Here is a 17592-nt window from a genome sequence, read left to right as displayed (position 1 = left end):
CTTGCGGGCTGCAGTCTAAGCCTAGGGTATCATATGCGGGCTGGTGTACCGCTGTCACTTGCCCGGACCTCATTCATCCAACGCTCTGCTGTATGCTCCCATGTAAAAAGTTGTTCAACACGCCGCACACCTGCACGCCCCATTCGTTCACGAAGCTCAACATCTTGCAACAGTCGGGAAATAGCATTGCCTAATTGCAATTTTAATTGGGTAGATGGTACAAGAATCCCTGTCTCCTCATTCATAATTACCTCTTGAATCCCCCCCGCCCGTGAAGCAACAATAGGCACGCCTGTTGCCATAGCTTCCACGTTTACGAGGCCGAATGCCTCTTTATCAACAGACGGTACAACCACAACATCAGCCATTGCATACCACTTCGGAACATCTTCATGCTGTACATAAGGAATGAACCGAACATGCTGGGGGTAGCGACTTCCCCACTGCTCCAATTTGCGCACATACTTCGTCTTGCGAGTTGAGCCATAGAAAGCGCTGCCCACTACAACAAACATCGTGTCAGGATGTTTCTCCACTAATTGTGGAATAGTTTGCAAAAAATAATGAACTCCTTTTAGCGGAATGAGACGTCCTACATACATGACAACTTGCTTATGCTCCCATCCGTTTGATCGCTTGCCTTCGATGTGTGCTGCAGCCCCTTCCAAGCTCCAGCGTGACTTGAACCGTGTTCGATCAACCCCAAGCGAATTGATTACGATTCGAGAAGAGCATGAGGGAACCAATGCAGCTACTTGGCGGTATAAATAATGACTGTTCACCCAAATCCGATCCACTTTCTGAAGCAACTCTGTTAGTACATGTCTCGGTACATATTTTGATGAAACAAACGTTAGCGAATGCAGATTCAACCATATACGTGCATGGGGAAACGCCCGCTGCAGCGTGCGTATAAAGCGAGGTCTATTTTCAATCTGAATAATATCCGGCTTATAAGCGCGCAGCTGGCGTATAATTTGCTTTACATACGATCGAGCGCCTGATGATGAAACTCTCACACAAGGCACATCTCCCACAAAGCCATACGAACTCTGCCCAGGCCAACGCCTGCCATAGATAATCGCCTTCATCGAAGATTGAGATAAACTGACCACATGCTCAACGACTCGTTCGACTGAACTGCTGGAACCAGATGGTATAGGAAAAGTGCCAGGTGTAATGATAGCTACTCGTGGAATTCGCACAGCACAGCACACCTCCTTTCCTCAACAATGTTCATATCACTCATCTGCACAAGCCCAAACAAACTTATTCTTGCATGCATACAATGGATTCGGAAAGCTTACATAACGATTATCCGAGTGAGGTGCATTGTCCATGTCCAACAGCTCCATGTATAAACGTATCGGAATATTGTTCAATGATCGTATGCTTCGAGGCGTAGCTGTTGGCAAGACAGGGCAAGAGAAATTAGCATGGTATGAGGAAGCGGCATCCCGGCATGAGGTAATTCCTGTCTACTTTCGCCTTGAAGACGTAGATATGCATTCTATGCAGGTGAAAGCCTATATGCGCCAAGGTAAGCGTTATGTTTCTCGTAAAATTGCACTACCTCGAGTAATTCACAATCGAGCCATCTATACAAATCCTCGCTATGATCGAAAGATTCAAACGATCATTGATCGCGGCTACATCCTATACAATCAAGTAAATCGCTACGGAAAGATGACCATCCATGAAATACTACGTAAAGATCCGTACCTCTATCCATTCCTCCCCGAGACCGAGATTGCTTCTGAAGAAACGATACACACCCTTATGAAGCGGCATCAGTCGCTCATCATAAAACCAAACAATAGCAGTGTTGGCAAAGGCATTATGAAAATGGAGCGCACCTCCCGCGGCTGGCAAGCTATTTATCCTACTACTCCACGATTAGGTAAGCAGCGCTGGCAGCAACAACGCACAACAGGAGAGGTCATCCCACAAGTCATTCTCAATCGAATCCGCAAAGCTAAATCCACGTATCTCGTTCAACAAACCTTGCCTCTATCCAAATATGCTGGAAGGCCATTCGACCTACGTGTCTCCGTACAGAAGTGTTCTGACCGAAACTGGAAAATAACCGGTGTAGTCGGCAAAGTAGCTCCTACTACAACTTTTGTTACGAATGTAGCTCAGGGAGGAGCGGTCGTCCCTTTCGAGCAGCTAGTCGGAGCGTCACTCCCTAATTTTACTGCGGAAGTTCTATTAAATCGTGTATCCAACTTCTCCCTTCACATTGCTCATGTGCTCGCCAATATCCTTCCGAACGTCGCTGATTTTGGGCTCGACATTGGCATTTCACCTGATGGTTGTCCACTGTTTATTGAGTGCAACGGACGTGATCAGCGCTATAGCTTCAAAGAAGCAAAGCTACTTCAATTATGGAAAGCTACGTATGAAAACCCTATTGCCTATGGAGCCAGCCTGCTTCAACCACCATCTTCTTCGTCCTAAACGATCAAGTGATTCAGAAGCTCAATTTGCGAATACCAGATCCGTTATTGAAAATTAAAGCGTTCTATGTCAAGATAGTCGAAAGGAAGCGACAGTTTCCATGATGACTACGGACGCTTATTGAGGCGCCCAACAATATAGGTGATAACAAATGATGATGAAGCGATTGTTGCGTCTTCTAACGGAGCTGTCATCCCGCAAGTGGGTGTCACAAGCAGCAGGATCGTTCGCCAACTCTCGAGCTAGCCGCCCCCTTATTCCAAGGTTCGCTAAGTCGTACGGAATTAACGTGGAAGAAGCCGAGAAAGCTTTGCATGAGTATGCGACACTGAATGATTTTTTCACAAGAAAGCTAAAGCCAGGCAAGCGCCCGCTCGTACAGGAGACCGACAGATTGCTAAGTCCTGTTGACGCGCTTATTACTGGAATGGGTACGATCAAGGAAGGTGTTATCCTTAATGTCAAAGGACAAGACTACACCTTGGAGGAGTTGCTGCATCAGTCTCCTCACGCACAGAAGTACAAGAATGGATTTTTCTTCGTTCTTTACTTGAGCCCTACCGATTACCATCGGATCCATGCCCCTGTAACAGGCACAACTGTCGAAAGTGAGCATGTACCGGGTAAAGTTTATCCTGTTAACGACTTTGGCCTGCGCCATATGCCAAGAGTGCTCAGTCGCAATGAGCGACTGATAACGTATATTCGCCATGAACAGGGCGAGGTATCTGTCGTCAAAGTTGGAGCATTAAATGTAAGCAGCATTCGTTATGCAGACGATGCCGTGCTTCCTGCCTATGAGCGTGGACAAGATATGGCATATTTTGAATTCGGTTCTACGATCGTGTTGCTTACAGAGAACGACACCTTCACGCCTAGTTCCGATCTAGAGCTTGGTTCACGTGTGAAGATGGGCGAATCGCTAGGTACCCTTCATGCCAAGTCTACGAAACGACCAACACACTAAATTGGCAGCTTTCACAACAAAACACGAAAAAAAGCATCCCGTATTACGACTTATAATCGTATACGGGATGCTTTTTTTTACTTACCTATGCAGGTTCGGAATCTGTATATTCGTTACCCTTTTGTTCGTCCCCAACAATGGAACTCCAAATCACGAACGCGATTCAACAAATCTTCCAATTGCTGTGACTGACCTGAGCCTGGCACAGCAGCACTAAGGCTCACAGGAGCCGCAGAGGGTGCCGATTGATTCAATTTGTGCTTCAATTCTTTATTTTCTTTCTCTAGGTCAGCAATAACATGTTCAAACGCTTGATAGTCTTTAATAATTTGGTCTAAAAAATGATTGACCTCATCTGCATCGTAACCGCGCATACGAGAAGAAAATTCTTTGCCATGAACTTCGATTGCGCTTAACAAAATGCCGTACTCTTTCAAATTGCTTTGATTAGACAAGTTAATCCCCTCTTTAACTATAAAGTTATGTACGCCTATTTTATCATAGAAAGAGGCTGTATTTCATTCCTCATACCAGCAGCTGCTTCCACAGTGCCTTAAATATGTACGCAGAATCGTGTAAAAAGTATCACCGGCTTCGCTATCTTATTTCAGAAGGACTTCTTCCGGTATACTGCTTGAACTGCCTGCTGAAAAAGAAGATGTCTCGATAGCCTAAGGCGTCAGCTACCTCCGTCACATTCATGCCTGCATGATGAAGCAAATGCTCAGCCCGCTCAATACGTGAGCGAATAATATAATTTTGTACAGATACACCGATAAGCTCTTTAAATTTAACAGAGAAATAACGCGGCGACAGCTGCGCCCGCTTGGCTAGATCTTCAATCCGATGAGAAAGTCCTGGATTTTGCCGAATATAGTTAGCAACCTCATGAACAGACATCGTTAACTGTTGGCTTAATTTCCGGTCCTGTGGTTCTTCAAGCTCGTCACGCAGAAGATATATCATCAGCTGCTTCAATACAAGCTGTGTTTCTACCTCAGCTCCAAAAGGTTGCGTCACATGCAATCGAACGAATCGTGCTAGCAAATGCTCAAAGTCTACCGTCTCCGTTAACTGTCGATATGGCTTCGGTATAGCTGTAACATCAGCATCAATATTAAAATGAATATAGGTAAGCGTTAATGGCTTCTGCGGATGATGCGTTGCACTCGTATGATCGCCAGGCCTGAATAAGAAGCAGCTTCCCTTACTTACTTCATAAGGTTGATCATTGAGCACGACTTGTCCTTCTCCACTCCAAACATAGAATAAGTCGAAGTTTTCCAGCGGCTTCTCCCGCTTCAGCCATTTCCAATTCGGTTCACAAGTGATTTTAGCAATTCCTGGCTTAAGTACATAAGAAGACGCTGATGCGTGCAGCAATCTGTATACTCCCCTTTCCGTGCTTAAACTAATTCTATTTCATTTATATAAGCATAAGCTTTTTTCCTGCTCATTTCGATATTTAATTACATGTTTTCTCCTTCTCATTTGTCCAATTTCTTCTTTTTCGAAATAGCAGCCTATAAATATCCACCCTTTTCCACTACGACGATGACGATCTCTCCTGCGAGTGCTATAATAAAGGCATTGTGTAACCGATTATTATCGACGTTGGAAGGATGAAGATGATGAACCCACTAGCTCAGCAATTGAATGAATCCATTCGTCAAGAAAATGAACACGTGTACAGCATGTTATCCCGCCTTGGACAGCTCATTTATTTCCCTAAAGAGGGGATTTTGAACCAGTCTGCTGAAGCATCAGCTAAAGCGAAAAAATTCAATGCAACAATCGGTATTGCAACAGAAGGCAAAGGACCCATGCATCTAAAAGTCATCCAAGATCAGCTGTCCGCCTTCGAACCAAAGGATCTTTATCCATATGCCCCTCCTGCTGGTAAGCCTGAGCTTCGCAGTATTTGGAAGGAAAAGATTTTCAAAGAAACACCTTCTCTGGAAGGGAAGCTTATTAGCAATCCTATCGTGACGAATGCATTGACGCATGGCTTAAGCATCGTTGCAGATTTGTTTGCAGATGAAGACGATATCGTCGTGATGCCCGATAAGAACTGGGAGAATTACGAGCTAACTTTCAATATTCGTCGCGGTGCACAAATAGCTTACTATCCTTTATATAACGACGAAATGAAATTCAATAGTGATGGTTTACGCCAAGTGCTTCAAGCGCATTCCAGCAAAGGAAAAGCAATCATATTGCTTAACTTCCCGAACAATCCGACAGGATATACACCGGGAGGAGAAGAAGCGCAAGCTATTGTGTCCGTTATTCGCGAGGCAGCTGAGAACGGAATGAAGCTTGTCGTTGTCTCAGACGATGCTTACTACGGCTTGTTCTTTGAAGATTCCGTACAAGAATCTCTATTTGGGGCGTTGGCATCTCTGCATCCAAATGTACTAGCAGTGAAGGTAGACGGCGCAACGAAAGAAGAATATGTATGGGGCTTCCGTGTAGGGTTCATCACCTATGCATCTACTTCCGAAAAGCTGCTTGCTGCCTTAGAGCAGAAGACTATGGGTATTATTCGTTCGACCATATCGAGCGGCCCTCATCCTTCTCAAACTTTTGTGCTTAAGGCACTTCAGTCACCTGCCTTTGCGGAACAGAAGCAAGAAAAGTTTAACATTATGAAAGCTCGTGCGAACGTCGTCAAATCCTTGCTCGACAGCGGTAAATATGAAGGTGCTTGGAGCTATTATCCTTTCAACTCCGGCTACTTTATGTGCTTGCGTCTTAGCAAGGTGTCCGCTGAAGATCTGCGTGTCCACTTGCTGGAGCAGTACGGCATCGGCACAATTGCTCTAGGTGAGACGGATCTTCGCGTTGCATTCTCTTGTATTGAAGAAGAACATCTGCCTGAGCTGTTTGATACGATCTATCAAGGTGTTCTTGATCTGACTTCATCGAAAGTGAGCAAGTAATATTGATATGAACACCTATGAACAGGCACTAGCTAACTATATAGAAGCCACGAACACACATGATTTCAATCAAGTTCGTACCTTGCTTCATCCTGATGCGGTCTACTGGTTCTCCAATCGAACGTGCAGAACACATCATGAAATCCAGCACTATTTCGAGCAAGCGTGGGATCTCGTACGAGAAGAAGTATACGCTGCCTCTGATATGCAGTGGATTGCTATGAGCGAAGTTCAAGCTACCTGCTTGTACACGTATCATTGGGAAGGATATATCCATGGTGAATTTGCATCTGGCAGCGGTCGAGCTACCAATGTATTTGTTCGAGAAGATAACAACCAGTGGAAATTGATTCATGAGCATCTAAGTGGGATGCCTAAAGAATCCTAAGTAGGCTTTCCCGATAATTTTTAATACTTTGACGTGAACGGAACTAAACGTTCCATTATAAAAGCCGGGGCACAAGCTTCTACCGATAGTCGGTAAAGAGGCTTGTACTCCCGGCTTATTTTGCATTAATCTTCTTCATCTTCATCTTGCAGCTTCGAGCGTCCACGAGACCATCGAGTACATCCTACGATCAAAACAGCGATTCCTGCTGCTGCAGCTCGGTACATGATCGAAGTAGAACCCAGTATAACAGGTACGAGCAGGATAAGCGCAGATAGGAGATGAAATGCTGAGCTGTATGTTAGTGCTGCATCTTTCTTCGCACTTGGAGAAAGCGGATACAGTTGGTACCATACATCGTGCTTATGAAGTTGGAACAAGGTCCGATTTTGCGCACTAATAGCTACAAGGAATAACAGCAGCAGCAATCCGTTCCAAGGCGTATCTTTCGCAAATGTAATAAGCAGCGTTCCGATCACCGTTAAACGCATCCATATACCTAACCACTCGCTGCGTATAATAGTCTTGGCCAACATGTAGTGGTAGGCATAGGGTTGACGGAATGAGTAGCGATTGCCGAGCAAATTCATCCATGGTCGTGCATATCTTCGCTCATCCATTGCCGGCAAGTCTACAAAGCTGCTTAAAAATTGCTGGATTCGCTGTTGATGAACACGTTCTGCCTCCATATGTGCATCCCAAGCAAAAGTTAAAACAGACACACGACGGAGCCCCAACAAATAAACAATGCCAATCACTCCCGAGAGCAGACCTGCGGCGGGTATAGGAAACCACAACCAAGCCCAGATAAATAGTACGCATACGATTTTACGTGACCAATCAAGCCAAAACAAAGAATCTTTATCTGTCACATGCCGTTCTACCCATACGCCATAAGCTACGACTAGCTTCAATACTAGCAAAACGATAAGCATTAACAAATAAGGCTTAGGTGATACTTCCACCCGCTGATATATAGGCCAAATGACTGTCCATACAACTGCCGTCAGCAGCAGTCGAGGAATAAGACTATATCGAACACTCCGTCTTAAATAAGGCTGCATTTTATGCGCAATACGCAGAAAAAACACACGGTCTGCTTCCACGATAAATGTCCGATACGTCATATGAACAAGCGTAGGCACTAAAATAGCCAATGCCAACCATCGAACAGGAAAGTCTGCTGGTACACGCTCCAAGTAAGATGCATATAGAGCTGTTCCTGCAACAAATAACAAGGCTATCATAAATCCGAATCCACTTCGAATTACATACCCTACGTAAGGAATGATCGACTGCCAATACGAGAATACTCGATCCGCCCATAGTTTTTCTGGATGTATCCACTTGCGCACATCAGCTTGTTCGTACGAGCTTCGAGAAGTACTCGCTGAACGCTCAACGCTATCTCTCATCAGGAACCTCCGATGATACGCTATCATCCCCGACCCAAGCATAGAACGCATCTTCTAAACGAGCTTGCTCTGACATGGCTACCCCACGAGTCTCAAGGCCCGATTTCAATTGCTGTGAGGTACCGTCAATAAGCACCTTGCCATGATGAAGCAGGACAAAACGATCACAATACTGCTCAATGGTAGAAAGGATATGTGAGCTGATAAGCAAAGCAGCTCCTTCTTCCTTCATCCGTTTCATATATTGAAGCAGCGAGCGAATACCAAGCGGATCCAGCCCTAGAAACGGCTCATCTATAATGTAGAGTGGAGGACGTGCGATAAACGCACACATCAGCATCGTCTTCTGCTTCATTCCCTTAGATAAATGCTGCGCGGCCTTATGTAAATGAGCTTCCATATGAAACAGCTTCGCAAGCTCATCAACTCGCTCTTCAAATTGTTGTTCGGTTACGCCATAAGCAGTAGCTGACCAGACTAAATGCTCATACACGGTTAACGCATCATACATGAGCGGCGATTCCGGCACGTAAGCTATCGCTGCACGATACGCCTCAGCCCCGCTGCTAAGCTGCTTTCCATTGACTAGCACTTGTCCCTGTTGTGGATCAAGCAAGCCTAATATATGCTTCATCGTCGTACTTTTGCCTGCGCCATTCAGGCCGATCAAGCCGACCATTTCACCAGGCTTCACAGCAAACGTTACCTGATGTACAACAGGCCTGCCGATGCTGTATCCACCTGTTAATTGATTGACCTCTAATAAAGGATTCATCTTCCATTCACCTCTCTATGCCATTATATCGAATCCGCAAGCTATAAGCGAATAAACAAAGCACGCCCTGCCTGCTTATTGGGATAAGCTGCTGGACGTGCCCGCTATCGCGCTGCTATTTTCTTTTATTACCCTACGATTTTTTCTTCGCCTTCTCTTTGGTTCCTTTTTGCTTCGCCTCTTCAAGGGCCTTCTGAAGCTCAGGAATCAACTCATTATAAGCTTGTTCGGCAGATTTCTTGCCATTTTTCACATTTGTAAGTGCCTCATCCAATTTCGTAGTTAATGTCTGGTTGAATTCATAAGATATATCATTTTTTTCTAACGCACTGTATAGGGAATAATTATTTTTCGCAGGGCGCAGCATTGTGAAAGCTTCTAGACTTTTGCCGTCTTTATCTTTTTGATAATTTTTTCGCGCCGTTAATTTTCGAGTAGAGCGCCCGTTAATTTTGGCCATTTCAGGACCAGTCGTAAACTTAACAAACTCCCAAGCCGCTCGCTTGTCCACCGCATTGTTCGTGATTGCAAATATTTCACCCAAGCTCACACTAGAAGATTCATCCGTATTAGCTGGATCAACAGGCACCGTAACCACATTCCACTCGAATGGTTTACTTGGTTTCCCGTCTGGACCATATCGGGCTGCATATTTCATTTCTTCGAACATCCAGGTATGACCGAGAACCATAGCTGCCTTCCCTGCCGAAAAGCCAGTTCCATAAGAACCGCCTTGATTTTTCATATCTATCACATTTATTTTATTGTCTTTCATTAAATCAGCATAACTAGTAAATAACTCTTTCCAAGCTTCACTGTTCATAACCACTTTCTCAGCTTTCTGGTCAATAACTTGAAGGTTGGACATTTCTCCAAATGATAACATATGGTCACCTACAGGCCGATACTCCGTATGGATTCCATAAATACGTTCTTTTTCATCGGACCCACCTGGGAATCGCTGCGCTAGATCGAGCACTTGTTGAGCCGACATTTTATGTGTAGGAGCCTCTACACCGTGTTTCTTAAATAAATCTACATTATAAAATAAAGCCATAGAATTTATCCCGCTAGGCAGCCCATAGATCGCATTACCTCCTTTTTCACGGAGCAAATCAACAATACCAGGATAAAAATCATCCATCGGATACTTTTCATCTTGAATGATCGTATCCAGCTTGTGTAGAACTCCTGCTTTGGCCAACTTCTCGTATTCCATTTGCTGTATCATAACGACGTCTATTTTTTTCTTTTTAATAAATTCGGCAAGCTTTTTGTCGTATTCCCCTTCCCCTTCTTCTGGTTTGAAAGAATCATGAAATTCACTAGACTCGACTACTTGAAACTCAATCTCGGGATATTTCACATTAAACGTATTTCCCAACTCATTCATGAACTGGTCTGCACTCCAGTGCATGACCGTAATTTTTCCCGCGCCATTTTCAGGAAGCTCAGGCAATTCGCTCTTACTTCCACCTATACAAGCGGCCAATAATGAGACGACAAGACTTAACACAACTACTAGCTTTAATTGACGTGTCCAACTCGACATGTTCATTCCCCTCTCTATTAAGGCAATTACTATAGTTATACTGCGTCTAATAATTCAATGGAGGTAAAGGTCATGGTGAAATACGAGTGACACAGCCTTACTATCACAAGAAATTATCAATTGAAATCATATCTTCGTATATGGTGATGTGTGATCTAAGAGGATTTTCAGATGGGCCGTAGATAGAATGCTAGACGTAAGAGGAAGGACGTAAACAAAGCATCCGGATTGCTTTGAAAACATATATGTACCTATCAACATGCACAAGTTAAATTATATATCCATAATTTTCACATTACAACTAACCTTGGCAGCAATGAAAAACACGCCCTGTCTGCTTATTGGATAAGCTGCTGGGCGTGCTTTGCTAACCCGCTTGATGTAAGCGGCTATTTTTTCTTTGCTTTCTCCTTTGCTCCTTTTTGCTTCGCTTCTCCAAGCGCCTTCTGTAGCTCTGGCAGTAAATCCGCATAGGCTTGTTCCGCTGATTTCTTGCCATCTTTCACGGCCGTCAACGCTTCATTTAATTTCATCGTCAACGTCGAGTGGAAATCCCCCGACACGTCGTTTTTATTTAAGGTTTCGTATACAGAATAACTATTTTTAGCAGGGCGAAGCATCGTGAAGGCTTCCATGCTCTTTCCGTTAATTTCTTTTTGATATTTCGTTCGAGCTGTTAGCTTTCTAGTCGAACGGCCATTGATACGGGCCATCTCTGGTCCCGCGCTGAACTTAATAAATTCCCATGCTGCGCGCTTATTTGGTGAATCATTCGTAACCGCAAAAATTTCAGAAAGCTCTACTAAGGAAGACTCATCCGGATTCGCTGGATCTACAGGGACAGTAACCATCCCCCATTCGAATGGTTTGCCTGGTTTCCCATCTGGACCGTAGCGCGTCGCATACTTCATTTGTTCAATCGTCCACTGCTGACCAATACCAAGAGCCGACTTGCCGCCAGCGAAACCGGGATCATATCCTCCGTTAGCATTCTGGTCATTCACGTTGATTTTCCCACTTTTCACAAGCTCCGCATAATCGAAAAATAGCGTTTTCCAAGCATCGCTATCCATCACTACTTTTTCTGCTTTTTGATCGATGATTTGCATATTCGCTGCCTCCCCGAGATAAAGCAAATAATCGGCGAGACTCCAATATCCTGTATGAATGCCATAAATACGGTCCTTCTCGTCTTTAGATTTGCTATCAAATCTCTTGGCCAAATCAAGAACTTGCGTAACAGACATTTTGTTCGTTGGCGGATCTACACCGTGCTTTTTAAATAAATCTGCATTGTAAAATAAAACTTGGCTGTTAAACGATGTCGGCAATCCGTAAATTGCATTGCCACCTTTCTCACGAATCAAATCCATGACACCAGGTGCAAAATCATCGATTAAATACTTTTCATCTTGAATGATGGTGTCTAGCTTATATAGCACCCCTGCCGAAGAAAGAGACTCGTAATTGTCTTGATTCAACATAGCAACGTCTATTTTTTTATTTTTAATAAACTCAACAAGTTTCTTATCACCATCATCTTCTGGCTTTAGTGATTGGAAATAATCTTGCATTTCGACTACTTCAAGTTCAATCTCAGGAAACTTCACACTAAATGTATTGCCAAACTCGCTCATAAACTGCTCTTCGCCATAATGCATAATCGTAATTTTCCCGGCCCCATTCTCAGGCAGCTCCGGCAGTTCACTCTTACTTCCTCCTGTACACGCAGCTAACAGCGAAACAACAAGGCTTAACACGACAACCAACTTCCATGGACGAGTCCAACTAGACATGATCATTCCCCTCTCTTTAACTATTTCATATAGTAATACTGCGCCTATACATTTCTTGAGCTTGGGTAGATGTAAACGATCATGATGAGTAGCTGGGACGCAGCCTTCACTAATAATAAAGCGCTTACGTATTAAGCTGGTTCATTCTGTGTTTGATCAAATGTGATGGAAGAAATAAAGATGAAGTGTATTTTGCAACCAAGAGGTAATTTGTGTGTGAATTTACTTCCTATGGATAAACATCCATATATGTTCTTAGTTAAAGTATAAAACTGCATTTGCCATGACACAACTGAGGCTGTGTAACGATTTATTATAAAAATCAATGAATATAAAACGACCAGCAAGTCCTAATGGATTCACTGGTCGTCTATTACTCAAGTGTTATTTCTTGATCTTAGCTTTTTGCGCAGCGCCTTTTTCTCTAGCCGTATCCAACTGCTGCTGAAGCTTTATTTGCAACTCTCCATATGCTTGTTCCGGAGTGACTTTTCCTGAAGCAATATCCTTGAAAGTAGTATTTAATTCCGTAAATAGATTTTGGAAAAACTCCTGAGACACCTTATTTTTATTTAGCGTTTCATATAAAAATGGTGAATTGGTCGCTGGTTTCAACATCGTAAATGCCTCTACATTCTTTCCAGCCATATCCTTTTGATATTTGGTCCGTGTCGTCAGTTTTCCTTCTGATTTACCCGTAATTTTAGCCATTTCAATTCCTGCGCTGAACTTAATAAATTCCCATGCCCCGCGCTTGTTAGGCGCATCTTTCATCATCGATAAAATGCTGGATAACGTTATTATCTTCGACTCGTCTGGTCTAGATGGATCGACAGGAATGGTAACCATCCCCCATTCGAACGCTTTTGGCTTTGCTCCATTTTTGCTGCTTAAATATTGGGCCGTTTTCATTTGCCCTATCGCCCATTCTTCTCCTATCATCATCGCTGCTTTTCCATCATAAAACCCAGATCCAAATACATTGCTCGCGCGATCATAATAATTGATCTTTTTTTCCTTTGCAAGTTCAGCATAATTGAAAAACAAAGTCTTCCATGCTTCGCTATCCATTACTATTTTTTCCGCTTTCGGGTCAACTAGCAGCAAATTGGACATGTCCGCAAGGTGAATTAACATGTAGCCAAGCTCCCTACTTTCGGCATCAAATCCATAAATACGATCCTTGTCACTGTTAGATTTATTATCGAACCTCGCTGCAAGCTCCAGCACTTCATTTACAGTCATCTTATGGCGTGGAGGCTCAACCCCATACTCTTTAAATAGATCTACGTTATAGAACAAGGCACTAGCACTAAAATGAGCAGCTAATCCATACAGCGCATTACCGCCCTTTTCCCGCAGTAGGTCAATAACTCCAGGATGGAAATCAGCAGTTGGATACTCTTCATCTTCGATAAGCGAATCTATTTTATACAGTAATCCTTCTGATGAAAATCGCTCATAATCAGGCTGATTCAAAATGACAACGTCAAGCCGCTTGTCTTTCACAAATGCGAGCATCTTCTGATGGTAATCATCATCCGGTCCAATCGATTGAAACATCTCACCCGTTGAAACTACTTCAAACTCAATGTCGGGATACTTCACATTGAAAGATGATCCATAGTCTTTCATAAACTGCTCTTCGTTCCAGTACAACACTCTAATCGTTCCTTCTCCGCTCTCAGGCATAGGAGGAAGCTCACTTTTATTTCCCCCTGTACAAGCCGTTAGCAGTACGACGACGAGGCTTACGATGACAACGATTTTCCATTGTTTAAACCGACTTAGTATGTTCATTTTCCTCTCCCTATCTATACATTATTTGTTTTCATGCACGCCTGTTGAATAACCATCTATTAGAAAATTACGCATGCCAAATAATCACCTTCTCGTCCTTAAAGAAGTGAGTTTTACAACTCAAATATTCGATAATCAACTGCCAACCTACTCATTATTCCGTTAACGGTTGTCATAGAGGCTATTCAGCTTATTTTTACTTATTCTAAGTTTTAAAGGACGCCAGAAAGCTTATTTGCCAGTTGAAACGGTGATGTTCGCCCTTACTGCTAAAATAAGCGCTCTTACGACCGTTAAAATTCTACTATGGGCGATTTTGTGCAAATAACATCAATAGCGACCGTTAGAGGGAGCAGTGCTACAGCCATTCAGCAGAAAATATGAGTTTTATATGATGTGCGTACGTATAAGATTGGTTCATCAACAACCGTAGTTTTCATGATGTATGTTTCTTAGCTGTCTATCTGTATAAACAAAACGAATGCTGCACTTTGTGACAGCATTCGTTATTATTTGTGTTCTATTATGTTTTTGTTGTTGATCCATGCATGCTAATGAGCGCTTATTTTTTCTTTTTTGCTTGTTCCTCTTGCCCTTTCCGTCTAGCTTCATCCAAATGCTTCTGAAGTTCTGGTACTAGCTCTTCATAAGCTTGCTCTGCAGTCTTTTTCTCATCGACAACGGACTTAAACGCTTCTTCAAAGGCTTTCTCTGCATTTCCGAAAAATGAGATGTCCGATACGTTATTCTTTACCATTGTCTCACGAACCGTTGGAGCAGTTGACGGCTTCAGCATCGTAAACGCTTCTACACTTTTTCCGTATAGATCCTTTTGATATTTTGAACGCGTCGTCAACTCTCCTGAAGATTTCCCTCTAATTTTGGCCATTTCAATACCAGCACTAAATTTGATAAATTCCCATGCCGCACGTTTATTAGTCGAATCTTTCGTCATCGCAAAAATGTTGCTCATTTGAATCTGGGATGATTCATCTGGCATAGCTGGATTAACAGGGACCGTCACCATTTCCCAGTTGAACATTTTTTTATCTTTGTCATAATCTTGAGCATATTTCATTTGCTTCATCATCCATGTATGGCCTATCGTCATAGCTGATCTTCCTTCTGTGAAGGATGGATCATAGTTGTTATAACCATTTGACGCAGCAATGTTCCACTTCTTATCCTTGATAAGCTCCACAAATTGAATAAATAGCGATTTCCATGCTTCACTGTCCATGAGAATTTTCTCAGCTTTCGGATCAACCAACTGCAGCCCTGCCATGGACGCAAAAGTTTGCAACATATGTCCACCAGACATATATGTGCTATTCATTCCATATATACGATCACTATCTTTTTGAGATTTGCTTTCAAACCGCTCGGCAAGCTCCAATACTTCTGTTACAGACATTTTGTGCCTCGGCAGCTCTACACCGTATTCTTTGAATAAATCTACATTGTAAAACAGGGCAGAAGATTGAAAAGCAGTAGCCAGTCCATACAGCGTATTTCCACCTAACTGCCGCAATTGTTCAATAACCCCTGGATGAAAGTCATCAATCGGATAGTTTTCGTCTTTTACAAGCGAATCCAACGGATATAAGATTCCCTGACTAGCTGCCTGCTCATATTCTTTTTGATCCAGCAGCACCACATCCAACTTTTTCTTTTTTATAAATTCAATTAATTTCTCGGTATAGTTATCATTAGGGTCTATGGAGCCATAAAATTCACTTGCTGGAACAATTTCAAATTCGATATTCGGATACTTCACTTTAAAAGGAACCGCGTAGAAACTCATAAATTGCTGTTCGCTATAGTGCATCACTCGAATCTTACCCGAACCATCTTCAGGCAGCTCCGGGAGCTCACTTTTAGCCCCTCCTGTACAAGCAGATAACATCGTCATAACGAGGCTTAATATAAGCAGCAGCTTCCCATGACGTCCAACATGTATCTTTTTCAACGTCTTTTCTCTCCTTTTATATATCTACTAGAAAATAGAAGTATCATATTTTTCCTCAAACCGTATTTAAAACTTATTTTTTCGGCTTATCCTTTTCTTTCTGTCCTTTTACTCTGGCTTCATCCAAATGCTTCTGAAGCTCTGACAGCAGATCAGTGTAAGCCTGCTCTGAGGATTTCTTCCCATCCACAACAGAATGAATGGCCTCATAAATAGACTGATCTATCTGTTCAATAAATGATGCCGATATTTTATTTTTAGTAAGTGTCTCTTGAAGAGAAGGAGAAAGAGAAGGCTTAAGCTTCGTAAATGCTCCCATGTTAGCTCCCCAAATATCCTTTTGATATTTCGTACGTGTCGTTAACTTACTAGAAAAGCTGCCATTAACTTTAGCCATTTCTGGACCTGCACTAAACTTGATAAACTCCCATGCCTCGCGCTTGTTCGTGGCATCTTTCAGCATCGCAAAAATGCCGCCAAATTTGACCATTTGAGATTCGTCTGGCTTAGCTGGGTCAATGGGAACAGGGACGATATTCCATGTAAACGTCTTTTTCTTGTTACTTTGATTGTGTAGTTGAGCACTTCTAATGTTGTCCATCATCCATAAATCCGCTATGAGCATAGCCGACTTCCCCTCGAGAAATCCGTGGGCATAACCATCCTGTTTGTCTGGTTCAATAAAATTCGTCTTCTTGTCTTTCACTAGTTCAGCATATTGGATAAACAGCTTTTTCCATGCTTCACTGTTCATTACGATTTTTTCTGCTTTCGGATCAACGAACTGCAAGCCAGCCATAGATGCAAAAGACCTCAGCATCATACCAGGACTCATATACTCGCTATGTATACCGTTAATGCGATCTTTACCTTGATTGGACTTGCTTTCAAATCGTTCGGCTAGTTCCAGCACTTCATTTACCGACATGTTAGGTCGAGGCGGCTCCACCCCATATTCTTTAAATAAATCTTCATTGTAGAATAGGACAGACGATTCAAAGTATGAGGATAATCCATATAAAGAGTTCCCTCCCATCTGACGCAGAATATCAATGGTACCTGGGTGGAAATCATCGATTGGATATTGTTCGTCTCGAATGAGCGCATCTAGTGAATATAGCATTCCTTCATTCGCAATCTTTTTAAATTCTTCTTGATTTAACAGCACTACATCCAGCTTTTTATCTTTTATAAATTCGGTCAATTTTTCCGTGTAGTTATCATCAGGTTCTATAGAGCGCCTTAACTCAGCCATTGGCACAACCTCAAACTCAATATCAGGATACATTACATTGAATGGCGTCCCGTAATCGAGCAAAAATTCTTCTTCGCCCCAGTACATGACTCTAATTTTACCGGTACCATCCTCTGCCAGAGGAGGCAAATCACTTTTGCTGCCTCCTGTACAAGCTGCCAGCATCGTGACGACCAGACTTAACACAAGCAGCAGCTTCCCATGACGTGAATAACTCTCTCTTTTCAATTTCTCCACTCTCCTTCTAAATTACTAGATAAGATAGACCATCTT

Annotated in this window: 14 protein-coding genes; 4 read left to right on the top strand and 10 right to left on the bottom strand. The window is 42.9% G+C overall.

Features of this window, described 5'->3' with window-relative positions:
* Positions 1-29: 29 nt before the first annotated feature.
* Complete coding sequence (locus tag FPZ44_RS22040) at positions 30-1205, bottom strand: glycosyltransferase family 4 protein (RefSeq protein ID WP_144994001.1); 1176 nt, start codon at positions 1203-1205, stop codon at positions 30-32.
* A gap of 133 nt (positions 1206-1338) precedes the next feature.
* Here FPZ44_RS22040 and FPZ44_RS22035 point away from each other — a divergent pair, with 133 nt between their 5' ends.
* Together FPZ44_RS22035 and asd are read left to right on the top strand one after the other, a co-directional pair.
* Positions 1339-2460 carry a YheC/YheD family endospore coat-associated protein gene (locus tag FPZ44_RS22035; protein ID WP_144993999.1) on the top strand — a complete coding sequence of 374 codons (1122 nt, stop codon included), beginning with the start codon at positions 1339-1341 and terminating at the stop codon, positions 2458-2460.
* Between the two features lie 154 nt (positions 2461-2614).
* Positions 2615-3427, top strand: coding sequence for an archaetidylserine decarboxylase (asd, locus tag FPZ44_RS22030; protein WP_186786198.1), 813 nt, complete (start codon positions 2615-2617; stop codon positions 3425-3427).
* 113 nt (positions 3428-3540) lie between these two features.
* On the opposite strand, the gene FPZ44_RS22025 is transcribed toward asd, so the two are convergent.
* Both FPZ44_RS22025 and FPZ44_RS22020 read right to left on the bottom strand, forming a co-directional pair.
* Positions 3541-3882 carry a DivIVA domain-containing protein gene (locus FPZ44_RS22025; RefSeq protein ID WP_144993997.1) on the bottom strand — a complete coding sequence of 114 codons (342 nt, stop codon included), beginning with the start codon at positions 3880-3882 and terminating at the stop codon, positions 3541-3543.
* A 142-nt stretch (positions 3883-4024) separates the two neighbouring features.
* Positions 4025-4810 (bottom strand): helix-turn-helix domain-containing protein, encoded by a 786-nt coding sequence (locus tag FPZ44_RS22020; protein WP_144993995.1) that lies wholly within the window; start codon positions 4808-4810, stop codon positions 4025-4027.
* 248 nt (positions 4811-5058) lie between these two features.
* On the opposite strand from FPZ44_RS22020, the gene FPZ44_RS22015 reads away from it, so the two are divergent.
* Both FPZ44_RS22015 and FPZ44_RS22010 read left to right on the top strand, forming a co-directional pair.
* Positions 5059-6369: an aminotransferase class I/II-fold pyridoxal phosphate-dependent enzyme gene (locus FPZ44_RS22015; protein WP_144994227.1), complete on the top strand. Its 1311-nt coding sequence runs from the start codon at positions 5059-5061 to the stop codon at positions 6367-6369.
* 7 nt (positions 6370-6376) lie between these two features.
* Positions 6377-6757, top strand: coding sequence for a YybH family protein (locus FPZ44_RS22010; protein ID WP_144993993.1), 381 nt, complete (start codon positions 6377-6379; stop codon positions 6755-6757).
* A gap of 125 nt (positions 6758-6882) precedes the next feature.
* Here the strand turns inward: FPZ44_RS22010 and FPZ44_RS22005 are convergent, their stop codons facing one another.
* The 7 genes from FPZ44_RS22005 to FPZ44_RS21975 form a co-directional block, all read right to left on the bottom strand.
* The gene (locus FPZ44_RS22005; protein ID WP_186786187.1) at positions 6883-8172 is read right to left on the bottom strand and encodes an ABC transporter permease; all 1290 of its coding nucleotides are present in this window, start codon (positions 8170-8172) and stop codon (positions 6883-6885) included.
* Positions 8162-8947 carry an ABC transporter ATP-binding protein gene (locus FPZ44_RS22000; RefSeq protein WP_144993989.1) on the bottom strand — a complete coding sequence of 262 codons (786 nt, stop codon included), beginning with the start codon at positions 8945-8947 and terminating at the stop codon, positions 8162-8164. Before FPZ44_RS22000 ends, FPZ44_RS22005 begins: the two co-directional genes overlap by 11 nt.
* A gap of 133 nt (positions 8948-9080) precedes the next feature.
* Positions 9081-10499 carry an extracellular solute-binding protein gene (locus FPZ44_RS21995; protein WP_186786186.1) on the bottom strand — a complete coding sequence of 473 codons (1419 nt, stop codon included), beginning with the start codon at positions 10497-10499 and terminating at the stop codon, positions 9081-9083.
* Positions 10500-10888: 389 nt separating this feature from the next.
* Positions 10889-12295, bottom strand: coding sequence for an ABC transporter substrate-binding protein (locus FPZ44_RS21990; protein WP_186786185.1), 1407 nt, complete (start codon positions 12293-12295; stop codon positions 10889-10891).
* Between the two features lie 384 nt (positions 12296-12679).
* Positions 12680-14095 carry an ABC transporter substrate-binding protein gene (locus FPZ44_RS21985; protein ID WP_144993983.1) on the bottom strand — a complete coding sequence of 472 codons (1416 nt, stop codon included), beginning with the start codon at positions 14093-14095 and terminating at the stop codon, positions 12680-12682.
* A gap of 562 nt (positions 14096-14657) precedes the next feature.
* On the bottom strand, positions 14658-16064 hold the full coding sequence (locus FPZ44_RS21980) for an ABC transporter substrate-binding protein (RefSeq protein ID WP_144993981.1): 1407 nt from the start codon (positions 16062-16064) through the stop codon (positions 14658-14660).
* Between the two features lie 73 nt (positions 16065-16137).
* A complete protein-coding gene (locus FPZ44_RS21975; RefSeq protein ID WP_144993979.1) occupies positions 16138-17547 on the bottom strand; it encodes an ABC transporter substrate-binding protein in 1410 nt (469 codons plus the stop codon).
* Positions 17548-17592 lie beyond the last annotated feature (45 nt).

The organism is Paenibacillus agilis, assembly GCF_007786455.1.
In the GTDB taxonomy this organism is placed as follows: Bacteria; Bacillota; Bacilli; order Paenibacillales; family Paenibacillaceae; genus Paenibacillus_B; species Paenibacillus_B agilis.
The sequence above is the reverse complement of the archived record's forward strand: the minus strand, read 5'-3'. Positions and strand labels throughout refer to the sequence as shown.

Coding starts and splice junctions, on each gene's coding strand:
- FPZ44_RS21990 (WP_186786185.1), bottom strand. CDS start 12,295: ATGTCTAGTTGGACTCGTCCATGGAAGTTGGTTGTCGTGTTAAGCCTT.
- FPZ44_RS22005 (WP_186786187.1), bottom strand. CDS start 8,172: ATGAGAGATAGCGTTGAGCGTTCAGCGAGTACTTCTCGAAGCTCGTAC.
- FPZ44_RS22000 (WP_144993989.1), bottom strand. CDS start 8,947: ATGAATCCTTTATTAGAGGTCAATCAATTAACAGGTGGATACAGCATC.
- FPZ44_RS22035 (WP_144993999.1), top strand. CDS start 1,339: ATGTCCAACAGCTCCATGTATAAACGTATCGGAATATTGTTCAATGAT.
- FPZ44_RS21995 (WP_186786186.1), bottom strand. CDS start 10,499: ATGTCGAGTTGGACACGTCAATTAAAGCTAGTAGTTGTGTTAAGTCTT.
- FPZ44_RS22015 (WP_144994227.1), top strand. CDS start 5,059: ATGAACCCACTAGCTCAGCAATTGAATGAATCCATTCGTCAAGAAAAT.
- FPZ44_RS21985 (WP_144993983.1), bottom strand. CDS start 14,095: ATGAACATACTAAGTCGGTTTAAACAATGGAAAATCGTTGTCATCGTA.
- asd (WP_186786198.1), top strand. CDS start 2,615: ATGATGAAGCGATTGTTGCGTCTTCTAACGGAGCTGTCATCCCGCAAG.
- FPZ44_RS22010 (WP_144993993.1), top strand. CDS start 6,377: ATGAACACCTATGAACAGGCACTAGCTAACTATATAGAAGCCACGAAC.